The organism is Nocardia aurantia (assembly GCF_009604425.1).
GTDB lineage: Bacteria > Actinomycetota > Actinomycetes > Mycobacteriales > Mycobacteriaceae > Nocardia > Nocardia aurantia.
On sequence record NZ_WEGI01000015.1, the window covers coordinates 85,050 to 99,382 of the forward strand.

The window sequence follows — 14,333 nt, forward strand, 5'->3', positions numbered from 1 at the left end:
CATACTCGACACGTGGAGGCGACAGCGGAAGAGACGGTCGAACGGTCCGCGCCGGCGCCGCGCCGCATCGGGCTGGTGGAGGACCACGAGTCGGTGGCGATCGGCCTGGCGGCGATGCTGGCCGGCGAACCGGATCTGGATCTGGTGACCACCGCCGGAAGTGTGAGCGAATTGCTTTCGGCGGCATCGGAATTGGATCTGGTGGTGCTGGATCTGCGGCTGGCCGACGGTTCCACGCCGGAACAGAACGTGCGGGAGTTGCGCGAACGCGGGATCGAGGTGCTGGTGTTCACCGGCGCCGACAATCCGTATCTGGTGCGCTCGGCGGCCCGCGCCGGGGTGCTCGGCGTGGTCCGCAAGTCCGAGAACCTGCGGACCGTGGTGCAGGCGGTCCGGGCCGCGGCCTCGGGTCAGCAGGTGGTGACCACCGACTGGGCCGCCGCCATCGACGGCGATCCGCAACTGTCCAACGTCGGCCTGAGCCCGCGCCAGCAGGAGGTGCTCACCCTGTACGCCTCGGGGGAGAAGGCGTCGCGAGTGGCCCGGATGACCGGCCTGTCCGAGCAGACCGTCAACGACTATCTGGGCCGCATCCGGCAGAAGTACGCGGACGCCGGCCGGCCCGCACCCACCAAGACCGACCTCTACAAGCGGGCGGTCGAAGACGGATGGCTGCCGGTACCCGAGCGCAATCAGCGCGCATGACCACCGCGGGAGCCGTGGCGGCCCCGATCCCGCGACCACGGCTGGGCCACCGGATCGGCGCATGGTGGCGGGGCCGGGCGGGCACCGGATCGGACACCGCCATCGTCGCCTTCGATCGGATCGTCCGGCGGCTGGGCCTGTCGGTCGGGCTGGCCGGGGTGATCATGGGCCTGGTCGAGGTGCCCGAGATCGCGAGTCAGAATCGGTCGGCGGCGATCTGGTGGGGTCCGACGGCCGCCGCGCTGGCCTTCGGGCTGCTGCCGGTCCTCGCGCTGATCTCGCTGGGCGCCTCGCCGCGCACGATCCGCACGTTCGCCGGGGTGGCCGCGCTGTCGTTCCTGCTGGCCCTGGCCACCATGCCGTTCGCCCTGCACGCGCACGCGCTGGACGCCTCGGTGGTGTGGCTGTACCGGATGTCGCCACTGGGCGTGCTGGCCGCGGGCCTGGCCTGGCGGCTGTCGGTGTCGACGGCCTACCTGGTCATCGTCTCGGTGGCGGTCGCGCTGGCCGGGTACTACACCGTCGACCCGTTCACGGTGGCGGAGGTGACGACCACCGTGCTGCGGGCCTTCGGGCTGTCGGCGCTGTTCCTGTGGGCGATCACCGCGGCGCTGGGCGCGGCGGCCCGGGTGGACCGGGAATCGGCCCTCGCCGGCCGGCGCGCCGCGGGGGCCGCCGCCGCGGCCGCCCGCGATCACGAACACGCCCGGTTCGCCGCCCTCATCCACGACGCGGTGCTGTCGACGCTGCTGGACGCCTCGCGCGACGGTGAACCCTCGGTGCTGCGCCGCCAGGCCGAACACACCCTCACCCAGCTGGACGAGATCCGCGTCGACGTCCGCGAGCCCGATGTGCTGGATGCCCGGGACGCGGTGATCTTCCTGCGTTCGGCGGTGCAGGAGGTGAATCCGGGGGTCCGGTTCGCCACCCGCACCTGGCCCGGTTTCGACGATCTGCGCATGCCGTTGCACGCGGCGGCGACCGTGGCCGCGGCGCTCGGCGAGGCGGTGCGCAACAGCCTGCGGCACGCCGCGGTGCCCGGCCGGGCCGTGCATCGCACGGTCACCTGCACGATCAGCGCGGGCAGCATCCGGCTGGTGTTCGCCGACGACGGCGCGGGCTTCGACGTCGCCCGGATCCCGGTGGACCGGCTCGGCATCTCGGTGAGCATCTTCGGCCGCATGCGGCAGCTTCCCGGGGGCGCCGGCTTCGTCGAATCGCAGCCCGGAGAGGGCACGACGGTGACTCTGGTGTGGGGTGGCGGTGGCTTCTGACGACGCCGAGGTCCGGTTCGGGCTGCGGGATCTGCTCGGGATGCGCGGCGGCGGGGCGTGGCTGTTCCTGCTGATGCTGGAGCTGACCATGATCCTGTACATGGTCCGCAACCTGGCCGCCGCCTCACTGGTCGCCGTGCTGGCCGGTACCGCGGTGATCGTGGTCGCCGGCGCGGTGGTCCTGGTGATCCCGGTCGATCCGCTGCCCCTGCCGGTGACGGCGTTCGTGGCCTCGGCCGCGCCGATCGCGACGCTGCTCACGGTGAGCAACCTGACCTCCGACGCCGCCCACCACATGATGTGGACCACCTACGCCTCGTCGTATCTGATGTCGGTGCTGGTGCTGCGCGGCCGGGTGCTGTCGGCGTGGCTCGGCATGGCCGGGGTGGCGGCGGTGATCGTCGCGGAGGCGGTGCGCGCCGACATGCCCGCCGGCGACGTGGTGGGCTCGGTGGTGCCGATCGGCACGCTCATCGCGCTGTCGGTATTCGCGCTGATCATGCGCCCGACCCAGCGTTCGCTGCGAATCCTGCGGGAGGAGGCCACGATTCGCGCCGCGGCCGAGGCGACGATGGCCGCCGCCGACGGTGAGCGGCACCGGCAACTGAACCGGCTGGACCGGGTGGCCCGGCCCATCCTGGAACGGATCGCCGAGGGCGCCGAACTGACGGCCGCCGAACGCGAGGAGTGCCGGCTGCTGGAGGCCGAACTGCGCGACGGCCTGCGGGCGCCGCAACTGGTCACCGACGAGCTCAGCGGCGCGGCGCGCGGTGCCCGATCCCGGGGCGTCGAGGTGATCCTGCTCGACGACGGCGGTTTCGCGGGTGTCCCGCAGTGGGTGCGGCAGCGGGTGATCGATTCCGCGGCAAGGGAATTGGATGCGGCGAACACCGGCGCGGTGACGGTCCGGGTGCTGCCGCTGGGCCGCCGCGTGCTGGCGACCGTCCTCGCGCACTCGCCGCGGCACGACCGCCGCACCGAGATCGACACCGACGGTAACGTGACGGTGTCGACCTGACGGTCAGGCCCCTTCTTCGGGCCGCTCGGGTTCGGGCCGCTCGGGCCGCCAGCCGCCGTACCCCTGCCAGCGGCGCTGTTCGCGCAGGGCGCCCTGGACGGCGCCGGAGACCCAGGAGTTGAGCGACTGCCCGCTCTGCGCGGCGGCCTCCTCGGCGCGGGACTTGAGATTCTCGACCAGCCGGAGGGTGACCCGGCTGATGTCCCCGGTCATCTCCTCGAAGGTGGGATGCGCCTCCTCGCCGCGGGTGCGGCGGATGTCGACCCGCGCTTCGGTGCCGTCCAGCGCGATGTGCACGGTGCGGTCGCCGAGGTCGGCGCTGATCTCGGCCGCCAGATCGGACAGCGCCGACAGCAGGGTGAGGCGGGCGGAGTTCTCGGTGGCGGCGGCCAGGGCCGCAGCCGTGGCCTGGGCTTTCTCGTCGCCGAGCGTGGCGGCGACGATCAGGTCTTCGCGGAGGCGGGTGGTGTACTTCTCGAGGTCCATGACACCAGAATGACGCCATCCTTGACGTCGCGCAAGGAATTCGTGGCGTCGCGTAGTGTCACCCCGGCTGCCGTGTCGTCGATGATGCCGACAACGGTGCGAAGTCGTTTCCGGGACCGGGTAGCCTTTCTGACCATGACGAACGGTGTATCGACGCAATCGGAGCTGCGCGCCTCCGGCACGGTCGGTGTCGCGATGGTGAGCCCTTTCACCCCGGAGGGGAAGCTCGATGTCGATGCCGGGGTCGCGCTGGCGGCCCGCTTGGTCGATCGAGGGGTCGACCTGCTCATCGTCTCCGGTACCACCGGTGAGTCGCCGACCACCACCGAGTCGGAGAAGTTCGATCTGCTGCAGGCCGTGGTCGACGCGGTCGCCGACCGGGCCACCGTGGTCGCCGGCGCCGGCACCTACGACACCGCGCACAGCATCGAATTGGCCCGCGACGCACAGCGTGCCGGGGCGCACGGCCTGCTCGTGGTCACCCCGTACTACTCCCGGCCCTCCCAGGACGGGCTGATCGCGCACTTCACCGCGATCGCCGACGCCACCGATCTGCCGGTGACGCTCTACGACATTCCACCCCGCTCCGTGGTACCGATCACGCCGGACACGATCCGCCGGCTCGCCGAGCATCCCCGGATCGTCGCGGTCAAGGACGCCAAGGGCGATCTGGCCGCGGGCGCCGAGCTGATCGCCGAGACCGGCCTGGCCTGGTACTCGGGCGACGACGTGCTGAACCTGCCGTGGCTGGCGGTGGGCGCCGTCGGATTCATCAGTGTCGTCGGTCATCTGGTGCCGGAGCGGCTGGTGCAGCTGCGTGACGCCTATGCCGCCGGTGAGGTCGTGCGGGCGCGGGAGATCCACACCGGCATGCTGCCGCTGTCGCGCGCGATGACCCGGGTGGGCGGGGTCGCGTTGAGCAAGGCCGGACTGCGGCTGCTGGGTGTCGAGGTGGGTGAGCCGCGGCTGCCGCAACTGATGCCGAATCCGGAACAGACCGCCGCGATCGCCGCGGACCTGCGACAGGCGGGGGTGCTCGCATGACCGACTCCGCACGTCGTCCCCGTAGAACCGCCAGTCGAGCCGCCGGAGCTCCCGAGCCCGCGCCGGAACCGCAGCAGCGCAAAGTCGTTGCGCCGGAACCGATCTCCGAACCGGCACCCGTCGCCGAGACCGAGCAGCCCGCTCGCCGCCGCGCCGCCCGCGCCACCGCGGCCGCGGCCGACACCGCCGACACCGGCGCCCGCGCGGCGGGTCGTGGCCGGTCCGCGGCCAAAGCGGAGTCGGCCGAGCCCACGGCCGTGGAGCCCGCCCGGCGCGCGTCCGGACGGGACCGTGCCGCGGATTCCGGCGCCGCGTCCTCGGATCGCGCCGCCGCTTCTTCCGACCGCAATGCCGCGTCCCGGCGGACCGGTCGCGGCCGGCAGTCCGGCCGTGGCCGCTCGGAACAGGCTGCGCCGCAAGAGATCACACCCGATCCGCATCATCGCGGCCTGCCCCCGAAGCTGCCCGCGCAGGGGCTTCGGGTGTTCGCGCTCGGCGGTATCGGCGAGATCGGCCGCAACATGACCGTTTTCGAGTACGGCGGCCAGTTGCTGATCATCGACTGCGGCGTGCTGTTCCCCGAGGACCAGCAGCCCGGCGTCGACCTGATCCTCCCAGACTTCCGGCCGATCGAGGACCGTATCGACGAGGTGGCCGCCGTGGTTCTCACCCACGGCCACGAGGACCACATCGGCGCGGTGCCGTTCCTGCTGCGGCTGCGGCCCGACATCCCGGTGGTCGGGTCGAAATTCACCCTCGCGCTGGTCGCCGCGAAATGCCGCGAGCATCGGTTGCAGCCGAAGCTGGTGGAGGTCACCGAGGGCGAGCACACCACGCACGGCCCGTTCGGCTGCGAGTACTTCGCGGTGAACCACTCCATCCCGGACGCCATCGCGGTCGCGATCCGCACCCCGGCCGGGCTGGCCCTGCACACCGGCGACATCAAGCTCGACCAGCTGCCGCTGGACGGCCGCCTCACCGACCTGGCCGGCTTCTCCCGGCTCGGCGACCAGGGCGTCGACCTGTTCCTGGTCGACTCCACCAACGCCGAGGTCCCGGGCTTCGTCACCCCCGAACGCGAGATCGGGCCGGTGCTCGACAACGTGATCGGCAAGGCCCGCGGCCGGGTGATCGTCGCCTCCTTCGCCAGTCACGTGCACCGCATCCAGCAGGTGGTCGACGTCGCCCAGCGCTACGACCGCCGGGTCTGCTTCGTCGGCCGGTCCATGGTCCGCAACATGCAGATCGCCCAGGACCTGGGGTATCTGGAGATCCCCAGCGAACTGGTCGTCGATCTCGACCAGGCGGCCACGCTGCCGGGCCACAAGCTGGTGCTGATCTCCACCGGATCGCAGGGCGAGCCGCTGTCGGCGCTGTCCCGGATGGCCCGCGGCGACCACCGTCAGATCAACATCCGCCCCGACGATCTGGTGGTGCTGGCCTCCTCGCTCATCCCGGGCAACGAGAACGCGGTGTTCGCGGTGGTCAACGGGCTGGCCCGGCTGGGCGCCTCGGTGGTGACCCAGCAGAACGCGAAGGTGCACGTCTCCGGCCACGCCTCCGCCGGTGAGCTGCTGTACCTGTACAACGCGGTGCGGCCGACCAACGCCATGCCGGTGCACGGCGAGTGGCGGCATCTGCGCGCCAACGCGGCGCTGGCCGTCGCGACCGGCGTGCCCGAGGAGCGGGTGATGCTGGCCGAGGACGGCGTGGTGGTCGACCTGGTCGACGGCATCGCCTCGATCGTGGGCCGGTATCCGGTCGGCCAGGTGTACGTGGACGGCCTGTCGGTCGGCGACGTCGGCGAATCCACCCTCTCGGACCGGCTGGTCCTCGGCGAGGGCGGTTTCATCTCCATCACGGTGGCCGTCGACGAGACCACCGGCAAGGCGGTCAGCGACGCGGAGGTGTCCGGCCGCGGCTTCTCCGACGATCCCGAGGCCCTGGCCGGCGCGCTGGAACTGGTCGAGGTCGAACTGTTGCGGATGGCCACCGAGGGCATCACCGATACGCATCGCATCGCGCAGGGTGTGCGGCGCGCGGTGGGCCGCTGGGTCGCCGAGAAGTACCGGCGCCGGCCGATGATCGTGCCGACGGTGATCGGCGTCTGACCCCGGACGACCGACCGGTCGGGGGCTCGCGCCGGGGCCCGGCGTGGGCTAGGGTCGGCGGCATGAGTCTGGCGCAGCGGGAACGCCGAGCACTGGTCGACACCATGACGGCGGCGGGCCCGGAGGCACCCACCCTGTGCGGCGGCTGGACCGTACGCGATCTGGCCGCGCACCTGGTGGTCCGGGAGCGCCGACTGGACGCCGCGCCCGGCATCATGCTGAAACCCTTTGCCGGATACCTCGATTCGGTACAGGCCAAGACGGCGAAGCGGCCGTTCCCCGACCTCCTGGAGCTGGTCCGCACCGGCCCGCCCTGGTGGTCGCCGATGCGGCCGCTGGACTCGCTGGTCAACACCACCGAGATGTTCGTCCATCACGAGGACGTGCGCCGCGGTGGATCCGGTTGGGAGCCACGCGAACTGAGCGACGCCGACGAGGCCGAGCTGTGGAAGACGTTGCAGCGCACGGGCCGTCTGGCCTACCGCAAGGCCCCGGTGGGTCTGGTGCTCGCCACGCCGGACGGGCGGCGGGTGGTCGCGCACAAGCCCGCCGACGGCGCGGAGCCGGTGGTCCTCACCGGCCGCCCCTCCGAATTGCTGCTGCACGCCTTCGGCCGCAGCGCGGTCCGGCTCGACGCCGACGGTCCCGAGGCCGCGGTGCAGGCCGTGCACGACTGCGACCGCAGCATCTGAACTCTCAGTTCTTGCGCGCCAGCCCGGAGACGATCAGGCGCTCCCAGTCGGTCGGCTCCGGCCCGGCGCCGCCGTCCGGCTGCCACTGCACGCACGGGATCACGCCGGGCCCGACCAGTTCCAGGCCGTCGAACATCGATGCGATGACCTCGGCGCTGCGCCAGCCGCCGCGGCCGAGAACCTTGCGCACCTGTTCCTGCACCAGCGCGGTCCGGCGGTTGTCGCCGGCCCGGAAACACGAGACGTAGACGAAGCTGCCGGGGGCGATCACCTCCGCCCAGTACCGCACGATGCCGACCGGATCGTCGTCTTCCTCGATGAAGCCGAGCACCGCGCCGAACAGCAGGCCGACCGGACGGTCGAAGGTGATCAGCCGTGCCACCTCGGGGTGTTCGCGGATCACCTCCGGTTCGCGCACATCGGCCTGGACGACGGCGACATCCTCGTCGACGGCCAGCATGGCCTGACCGTGCGAGATCACGATCGGATCGTTGTCCACGTAGACCACTCGCGTCTGCGGCAGGTGCTGCCGGGCGATCTGGTGCACGTTCTCCTTGGCGGGCAGCCCGCAGCCCAAGTCGATGATCTGGTCCACTCCCGCATGGGCGAGAGCCCGCACGGCGCGCTCCAGCGCGCGGCGATTCGAGACGGCGATCTGTTCCGACCCTGTCAGGACCTGCTCGAAGTATCTGCCGAACTCCTCATCGATGACGTAGTGGTCACGGCCGCCGAGCAGATAATCGTAGGTTCTGGCGATACTCGGCCGGGCCTGACCTGCTCGGACATCGTTGTCGTTCATATGTCCCATCAGGTGCAAGAGAATCCGTCGATTGAATATGCAAATTCTACGCGTGCGCTCGCGACTGTCCGCGGCTTCGGAAACCTTGTCCGATTCGCATCGGCCCGGCGTGTGGCCCGGTGAGTCGCCGATGCGATATGTGGTGAGGGTGTTGCGGATGGTCTGGATGGTGCGGTTGCGGCTAGCCTGAGTGGCATGGCAGGTAAGCCCCGCAGCACCACGACCTCTCGCACCCGGGCGAGAGCCGGGCGGGACGGGGCCGCGGCGGCGGGGGCGACCGGGTCGGCCCGCGGCCGTGGTCAGGGCCGATCCCGCACCGCCACGCCGCGCACCACCTCGGCGACCCCCCGCCGCGCTCCGGCCCGCCGCACCGCGCGGCGCAAAACGTCGAATACCGCGCCACTGGCCGTATTCGGCCGCGGCGTCGGCAACGGCTGGAACATGATGGCCCGCGGGCTCGGCGCCACCACGCGCGCGCTGGGCCGCGGGGGTGAGATCGAACACGGTCACCGCCGCGACGGAATCGCGTTGGGGCTCATCGCCTTCAGCATCGTCATCGCCGCCGCGGTCTGGCTGGGCGCGGGTGGCCCGGTCGGACGCTGGGTCGACACGGCGGTGCGCTGGATCGCCGGATCCGGTTCCGCCACCATACCTTTCGTCGCCACCGCGATCGCGGTGATGCTGATGCGCACCGAGCCGCGCCCCGAGATCCGGCCCCGGCTGGTGCTGGGCAGCCTGCTCGTCGGACTGCCGGTGCTGGGCATCTGGCACATCCTCGCCGGCGCGCCGGCCGAGGAGCAGGGCCGCGAACATGCCGGTGGCTTCGTCGGATACGTGGCCGGCGGGCCGCTGCGGGAGGGACTCACCGCCTGGCTCGCGGTGCCACTGTTGTTGCTGGCCATGGCCTTCGGTGTGCTGCTGCTCACCGGCACCACGGTCCGCGAGGTGCCGGAACGGTTGCGGCGGTTGTGGTTCGGCGACCTCGTCGGCGACGACTACGACCCGTACGATCCGGAGAATCTCGACGCCGACGGCTTCCCGGTGCACGGGCCGCCCACTCGCCGGCGCGGCCGCTCCCCGGCGGAGAACTACCCGGCCGACGAGTTCGGCGGTGCCGCTTCGGCCACCGAGGTCCTCGGTGAACCGCCGCTGCGGGACGCCAAGGAGATCGGCGCCGACGCCGCACCGCCGGACACCCCGGCCGAACCGGCCGCCGAGCCGGCCGAGAAGCCCAGGTCCAGAGCCAAGCGGGCGCCCAAGGTGATCGACCAGACCCCGCCGCCGCCGGAACCGCAGCAACTGGAGTTCGTCACCGAGCGCGAGGTCGACGGCGACTACCACCTGCCGCCGCTGACGCTGCTGGTCGACGGCGATCCGCCCAAGCAGCGCAGTGCCGCCAACGAATCGATGATCGAGGCGATCACCGAGGTGCTGGTGCAGTTCAAGATCGACGCCGCGGTCACCGGATTCGTGCGCGGGCCGACGGTCACCCGCTACGAGGTCGAACTCGGGCCGGGCGTCAAGGTCGAGAAGATCACCGCGCTGGCCCGCAACATCGCGTATGCCGTTGCCACGGACAATGTCCGGCTGCTCGCGCCGATTCCGGGCAAGTCCGCCGTCGGCATCGAGGTGCCCAACGCCGACCGCGAACTGGTCCGCCTGGCCGATGTGCTCAAGGCGCCGTCCACGCGGAAAAACCAGCACCCCTTGGTCATCGGCCTCGGCAAGAACATCGAGGGCGAATTCGTCTCGGCCAATCTGGCGAAGATGCCGCATCTGCTGGTGGCCGGCTCCACCGGTTCGGGTAAGTCGAGCTTCGTGAACTCGATGCTGGTGTCGCTGCTGCAGCGCGCGACACCCGAAGAGGTGCGGATGATCCTCATCGACCCGAAGATGGTGGAACTCACACCGTACGAAGGCATTCCGCACCTGATCACCCCCATCATCACCCAGCCCAAGAAGGCCGCCGCGGCGCTGGCCTGGCTGGTGGAGGAGATGGAGCAGCGGTATCAGGACATGCAGGCCAGCAAGGTCCGCCACATCGACGACTTCAACCGGAAGGTGAAGTCGGGGGAGATCACCACCCCGCTGGGCAGCGAGCGCGTCTACCGCCCCTATCCGTACATTCTCGCCATCGTCGACGAGCTCGCCGACCTGATGATGACCGCGCCGCGCGACGTCGAGGACGCGATCGTGCGGATCACCCAGAAGGCCCGCGCCGCCGGGATCCATCTGGTGCTGGCCACCCAGCGGCCGTCGGTGGACGTGGTCACCGGTCTCATCAAGACCAATGTGCCGTCCCGGCTGGCCTTCGCCACCTCGTCGCTGACCGACTCGCGCGTCATCCTCGATCAGCCCGGCGCCGAGAAGTTGATCGGCATGGGCGACGGCCTGTTCCTGCCGATGGGCGCCTCGAAACCGACCCGGTTGCAGGGCGCGTTCATCTCCGACGAGGAGATCCACGGCGTCGTCGAGTTCACCAAGAACCAGGCGCAGCCGGACTACCAGGAGGGCGTCACCTCCGCCAAGGCCGGCGAGCAGAAGGAGATCGACCCGGACATCGGCGACGATCTCGACCTGTTCGTGCAGGCGGTGGAGCTGGTGGTCAGTTCGCAGTTCGGGTCCACCTCGATGTTGCAGCGCAAGCTGCGGGTGGGATTCGCCAAGGCGGGCCGGTTGATGGATCTCATGGAGACCCGCGGCGTGGTCGGGCCCACCGAGGGCTCCAAAGCGCGCGACGTACTGATCAAACCCGACGAGCTGGAGGGTCTGCTGTACACGATCCGCGGCGGCGGTCCGGTCTCCGCCGACGCGGACGCGGGGGAGTAGGGACTCGGCATGACCGTCCGGCGGTCCGCCTGATCATCCGGCGGTCCGCCTGATCATCCGGCGGTCCGCCTGATCATCCGGCGGTCCGCCTGATCATCCGGCGGCCGGGCTGATCATCCGGAATCCGGCTGACCGTCCGGCGGTCCGGTTGAACATCAGATGGCGGGCCGACCATCGGGTCCCGGCTGATCTTCCCGGCTGCGCCGCTGACTTTTGCGGCTGCGCCGCTGACTATTTCGGTTCTGCCGCCGGTCATCCGGCTTGGCCGACCCACCGCTCGGCCGCTCGGGGAGAGATCGCTCAGCGGGTCGCGTAGGCGCTGAGGAAGGTGTCGGCCGCGGCGTCGGCGATGGTTTTCAGTTCGGCGACCGGAACCTTCCGGGTGCCGAGCCGCGAGCGTGACTCCAGCGGACCGGTGAGCAGGGCGAGGAACTGCTCCGCGGCGAGCACCGGATCGGGGGCGCGCAGCTGCCCGGCCACCACCAGTCGCGCGAACCGATCGGCCAACGCCTCGGCGATCCGGTGCGAGGTGCGGTCCTGCACCGTATCGGCCAGGTCGGGGAAGGTGGTCAGCTGCGCGTAGGTCAGTGCGCGCAGCGCCCGGGACCGCTCGCTGTTGCAGATCCGCAGCATCCGGTGGGCCGAATCACGCAGCGCCGCTTCCGGATCCGATCCGTGCTCGGAAATTCGCCCGACCGCCGCCAGACATTCCGCGCTGATCACGTCGGCCGCCGCCTCCACCGCCTCGCGCAGCAATGTCTCCTTGTCGGTGAGGTGGTTGTAGACGGTGGGCTTGGCGACACCCGCCTCGTCGGCGATCTCCTGGACACAGGCCTGCGCGTAGCCCCGGCGCGCGAATACCGCGAAGGCCGCGTCGAGGATGGCGCGGCGCTTGTCTATCCGGCCGCGGCCGGTCGCAGCTCCCGTCACTCCCGAATGGTATCGCGGGTCAACTTGGTTGAACTTACGGGTTCACTATTGCGAGTTGACCAACCGGGGCATTATTTTGAACTGACAAGTTCAATCGAGGAGGGTGTCATGATCTTTCACCAGCTACGTTTCAAGTTCCGGGACGAAACGACCGAGGAGCAGAAGGAGGCCGTGCTGGCTCGATTGCGGCGCACGGCGGCGGTGGAATCCGTCAGCTTCGCGACGGTCGGCCGCCGCATCGGCGACAGTGCGGACGACGGTCTCACCCATGGCTACTACGTCGCCATCGCGGATCTGGCCGCGCTGGAGCGATACATGTACGACCCGGTCCACCTCGAGGGCGACCCGTACATCGTCCCGCACTTCGACACGCTGGTCATCGGCCCGGACGTCACCGACGACCCCGACCCGGACCTGGCCGCGAAGATCATGGAGGTCAACCAGCGCAAGCTAGAGGACTACCCGGAGTGGGCAGAGCTGATGGCGACCGTGCCGGAGGTCCGCATCGCCCTCTGAGCCGACACCGGGCGTAGATCGCGGCCGCCGGTCAAATCAGCAGACCGGCTGGCGTATCAGCAGACCGGCTGGCGTATCAGCGGACCGGCTGGCGAGTCAGCCGACTGGGTGGCGTATCAGCGGACCGGGTGGCGAGTCAGCCGACTGGGTGGCGAGTCGGCCGACTGGGTGGCGAGTCGGCCGACTGGGTGGCGAGTCAGCGGACCGGCTGGCGAATCGGCCGACCGGGTGACGAATCGGCCGAGCGGGTGAAGGGGTCGACGTCGCACGAGTCGGTGTGACCCGGTGAATCGAGGCGCCTGGTGGCGTGTGCGAGCGACGGCAGAAGGCCGTTCCCGCAACGGAATTCACTCGGCGTAGGCCCAGCCGGTGATCGTGTCGGCCTCGATCCGGATCACCGGCCCCTGCGGCGGATTGTCCTGGTACTGGGCATATTTCGCGACGAGCCAGGTGATCGGCGCGGCGCGGCCGGCGTCGTCGGTGAGTACCCGGGCGCGGCCGTCGAGCCGCACCCACCACAACCGCGGCCAATCCTCGTCGTACTCGTCGGTGAGGATCGACGCGCGGCCGGTGGCGGCGATATTGCGCAGTCGCCGCAGATTCGTGGTGGTCTTCGGCTTGTGATCCACCGCGATCACCACGGCAGCGGGCTCGGCCGGCGGCGACACCGCGAAGGTCACCGGCACCACGTGCGGTGCGCCGTCCGCGCCGGTCGTGGCCAGCCGGGCCACCCGCGCCGCACGGAACCGCCGCCACGCCTCGGATTCGTCCAACCGCACCGGCTCAAAGTACGCCGCGATGCTCGAACTTTGGTCCCAGCGCGACCCGAACCCTCGTCCCAGCGCGCTCGAACCTTCGTCTCCGCGACGCTCGAACCTCGTCCCAGCACGGACGATCGGCCCTGTCCGAGTCGATCCGCGCGGGGGATCGGCCCTACCGGACAGGTCCGCGTGGCCGGAATCTCGGATTCTCAGCCCGCGAACGCCCCGAACACCGGCTGCCACTCGGCGAAGCGGACGGCGTCGATCACGCCGGCCTGCGCGAACGGGTCCTGGGCGAGCAGTTTCTCCAGCGCCTCGGCGTCGTCGGCGCGGAACAGCAGCAGCGCGCCCGAGCCGTCGGTGTACGGACCGGTGGTGAGGACGACGCCCGCGTCGGCCTGACCGGACAGCCAGTCGCGGTGCGCCGGGCGATGCTCGTCGCGACCGGGGACGGTGGCCTCGGAATAGGTGTAGTGGACGGCGAAGATGGGCATGGGAACTCCTCTGTGCTGGTGCAGGGTCGGAACGGGAAATGTTCGGGCGCAACCGGATCAGAGCGTGAGCAGCATCCGGGTATTCCCCAGTGTGTTGGGCTTCACAAAGCTGAGGTCGAGGAATTCCGCGACGCCGGTGTCGTAGGACCGACACATCTCCGCGAACACCTCCGCGGTCACCGGCGTACCGTCGATTTCGACGAATCCGTGCCGCCCGAAGAAATCCACCTCGAAGGTGAGCACGAACAACCGTTGCAACTGCAACTCCCGGGCGGTGTCGATCAGCTGTCGCACCACGAGATGGCCCACCCCGCATCCCTGTGCGTCGGGGTGCACGGCCACCGTGCGCACCTCACCGAGGTCGGCCCACAGCACGTGCAGTGCGCCACAACCGACCACTCGGTCGTCCAGCTCCGCCACCCAGAATTCCTGCACCGACTCGTAGAGGGTGACCAGGTTCTTCTCCAGCAGGATCCGGCCCGCGTAGAGGTCGATCAGGCCCTTGATCGCCGGAATGTCGGAAGCGCGGGCACGTCGCACGACCGGGCGTCGAGTATCAACGTCGCCGATCGAATCGCTGTGCGGTGCCCGTGTTGTCATGGGGTGCAGAGTAGTCGGACGGGTTACCGATAGTCTGGTGGAGTGCCGTACATCTCGCCCTGCCGCTGGACCCC

14 protein-coding genes are annotated in these 14,333 nt (G+C 70.3%); 8 read left to right on the plus strand and 6 right to left on the minus strand.

The window, feature by feature from the left end; all coding sequences use genetic code 11:
- Window positions 1-12 precede the first annotated feature (12 nt).
- From NRB56_RS31815 to NRB56_RS31825, 3 genes are read left to right on the plus strand one after another with little or no spacing between them, the layout of a single operon-like run.
- Window positions 13-705, plus strand: coding sequence for a response regulator transcription factor (locus tag NRB56_RS31815; protein WP_319943830.1), 693 nt, complete (start codon window positions 13-15; stop codon window positions 703-705).
- Window positions 702-1,979 carry a sensor histidine kinase gene (locus NRB56_RS31820; protein WP_153348049.1) on the plus strand — a complete coding sequence of 426 codons (1,278 nt, stop codon included), beginning with the start codon at window positions 702-704 and terminating at the stop codon, window positions 1,977-1,979. The genes NRB56_RS31815 and NRB56_RS31820 overlap by 4 nt, the downstream gene beginning before the upstream one ends.
- Window positions 1,963-2,997 (plus strand): hypothetical protein, encoded by a 1,035-nt coding sequence (locus NRB56_RS31825; RefSeq protein WP_319943831.1) that lies wholly within the window; start codon window positions 1,963-1,965, stop codon window positions 2,995-2,997. The genes NRB56_RS31820 and NRB56_RS31825 overlap by 17 nt, the downstream gene beginning before the upstream one ends.
- A 3-nt stretch (window positions 2,998-3,000) precedes the next feature.
- Here the strand turns inward: NRB56_RS31825 and NRB56_RS31830 are convergent, their stop codons facing one another.
- The gene (locus NRB56_RS31830) at window positions 3,001-3,483 is read right to left on the minus strand and encodes a toxin-antitoxin system HicB family antitoxin (RefSeq protein ID WP_153348050.1); all 483 of its coding nucleotides are present in this window, start codon (window positions 3,481-3,483) and stop codon (window positions 3,001-3,003) included.
- A gap of 135 nt (window positions 3,484-3,618) precedes the next feature.
- Here NRB56_RS31830 and dapA point away from each other — a divergent pair, with 135 nt between their 5' ends.
- The 3 genes from dapA to NRB56_RS31845 all read left to right on the plus strand — a co-directional run bounded on the left by dapA (window position 3,619) and on the right by NRB56_RS31845 (window position 7,330).
- Window positions 3,619-4,527, plus strand: a complete 909-nt coding sequence (dapA, locus tag NRB56_RS31835) for a 4-hydroxy-tetrahydrodipicolinate synthase (RefSeq protein ID WP_153348051.1) — start codon at window positions 3,619-3,621, stop codon at window positions 4,525-4,527.
- Window positions 4,524-6,638, plus strand: a complete 2,115-nt coding sequence (locus NRB56_RS31840) for a ribonuclease J (RefSeq protein WP_153348052.1) — start codon at window positions 4,524-4,526, stop codon at window positions 6,636-6,638. The genes dapA and NRB56_RS31840 overlap by 4 nt, the downstream gene beginning before the upstream one ends.
- A gap of 62 nt (window positions 6,639-6,700) precedes the next feature.
- Window positions 6,701-7,330 carry a TIGR03085 family metal-binding protein gene (locus NRB56_RS31845; protein WP_153348053.1) on the plus strand — a complete coding sequence of 210 codons (630 nt, stop codon included), beginning with the start codon at window positions 6,701-6,703 and terminating at the stop codon, window positions 7,328-7,330.
- A 4-nt stretch (window positions 7,331-7,334) separates the two neighbouring features.
- Here NRB56_RS31845 and NRB56_RS31850 read toward each other — a convergent pair whose 3' ends face one another.
- Complete coding sequence (locus NRB56_RS31850) at window positions 7,335-8,129, minus strand: SAM-dependent methyltransferase (protein WP_153348054.1); 795 nt, start codon at window positions 8,127-8,129, stop codon at window positions 7,335-7,337.
- Between the two features lie 195 nt (window positions 8,130-8,324).
- Between NRB56_RS31850 and NRB56_RS31855 the strand changes: the two genes are divergently transcribed.
- Complete coding sequence (locus NRB56_RS31855) at window positions 8,325-10,958, plus strand: FtsK/SpoIIIE family DNA translocase (protein ID WP_153348055.1); 2,634 nt, start codon at window positions 8,325-8,327, stop codon at window positions 10,956-10,958.
- Between the two features lie 300 nt (window positions 10,959-11,258).
- Here NRB56_RS31855 and NRB56_RS31860 read toward each other — a convergent pair whose 3' ends face one another.
- Window positions 11,259-11,888 carry a TetR/AcrR family transcriptional regulator gene (locus NRB56_RS31860; RefSeq protein WP_319943832.1) on the minus strand — a complete coding sequence of 210 codons (630 nt, stop codon included), beginning with the start codon at window positions 11,886-11,888 and terminating at the stop codon, window positions 11,259-11,261.
- A gap of 108 nt (window positions 11,889-11,996) precedes the next feature.
- Between NRB56_RS31860 and NRB56_RS31865 the strand changes: the two genes are divergently transcribed.
- Window positions 11,997-12,404 carry a Dabb family protein gene (locus NRB56_RS31865; protein WP_153348056.1) on the plus strand — a complete coding sequence of 136 codons (408 nt, stop codon included), beginning with the start codon at window positions 11,997-11,999 and terminating at the stop codon, window positions 12,402-12,404.
- 347 nt (window positions 12,405-12,751) lie between these two features.
- Here NRB56_RS31865 and NRB56_RS31870 read toward each other — a convergent pair whose 3' ends face one another.
- From NRB56_RS31870 to NRB56_RS31880, 3 genes are all read right to left on the minus strand, one after another.
- Window positions 12,752-13,183 carry a TIGR03668 family PPOX class F420-dependent oxidoreductase gene (locus tag NRB56_RS31870; protein WP_319943833.1) on the minus strand — a complete coding sequence of 144 codons (432 nt, stop codon included), beginning with the start codon at window positions 13,181-13,183 and terminating at the stop codon, window positions 12,752-12,754.
- Window positions 13,184-13,374: 191 nt separating this feature from the next.
- Window positions 13,375-13,659 carry a YciI family protein gene (locus tag NRB56_RS31875; RefSeq protein WP_153348057.1) on the minus strand — a complete coding sequence of 95 codons (285 nt, stop codon included), beginning with the start codon at window positions 13,657-13,659 and terminating at the stop codon, window positions 13,375-13,377.
- Window positions 13,660-13,716: 57 nt separating this feature from the next.
- A complete protein-coding gene (locus NRB56_RS31880) occupies window positions 13,717-14,259 on the minus strand; it encodes an amino-acid N-acetyltransferase (RefSeq protein ID WP_153348058.1) in 543 nt (180 codons plus the stop codon).
- Window positions 14,260-14,333: the final 74 nt, after the last annotated feature.

Excerpts from the sequence above, each read along its gene's own strand:
- NRB56_RS31820 (WP_153348049.1), top strand. The coding sequence starts at position 702 with ATGACCACCGCGGGAGCCGTGGCGGCCCCGATCCCGCGACCACGGCTG.
- NRB56_RS31830 (WP_153348050.1), bottom strand. The coding sequence starts at position 3,483 with ATGGACCTCGAGAAGTACACCACCCGCCTCCGCGAAGACCTGATCGTC.
- dapA (WP_153348051.1), top strand. The coding sequence starts at position 3,619 with ATGACGAACGGTGTATCGACGCAATCGGAGCTGCGCGCCTCCGGCACG.
- NRB56_RS31840 (WP_153348052.1), top strand. The coding sequence starts at position 4,524 with ATGACCGACTCCGCACGTCGTCCCCGTAGAACCGCCAGTCGAGCCGCC.
- NRB56_RS31845 (WP_153348053.1), top strand. The coding sequence starts at position 6,701 with ATGAGTCTGGCGCAGCGGGAACGCCGAGCACTGGTCGACACCATGACG.
- NRB56_RS31850 (WP_153348054.1), bottom strand. The coding sequence starts at position 8,129 with ATGAACGACAACGATGTCCGAGCAGGTCAGGCCCGGCCGAGTATCGCC.
- NRB56_RS31855 (WP_153348055.1), top strand. The coding sequence starts at position 8,325 with ATGGCAGGTAAGCCCCGCAGCACCACGACCTCTCGCACCCGGGCGAGA.
- NRB56_RS31865 (WP_153348056.1), top strand. The coding sequence starts at position 11,997 with ATGATCTTTCACCAGCTACGTTTCAAGTTCCGGGACGAAACGACCGAG.
- NRB56_RS31875 (WP_153348057.1), bottom strand. The coding sequence starts at position 13,659 with ATGCCCATCTTCGCCGTCCACTACACCTATTCCGAGGCCACCGTCCCC.
- NRB56_RS31880 (WP_153348058.1), bottom strand. The coding sequence starts at position 14,259 with ATGACAACACGGGCACCGCACAGCGATTCGATCGGCGACGTTGATACT.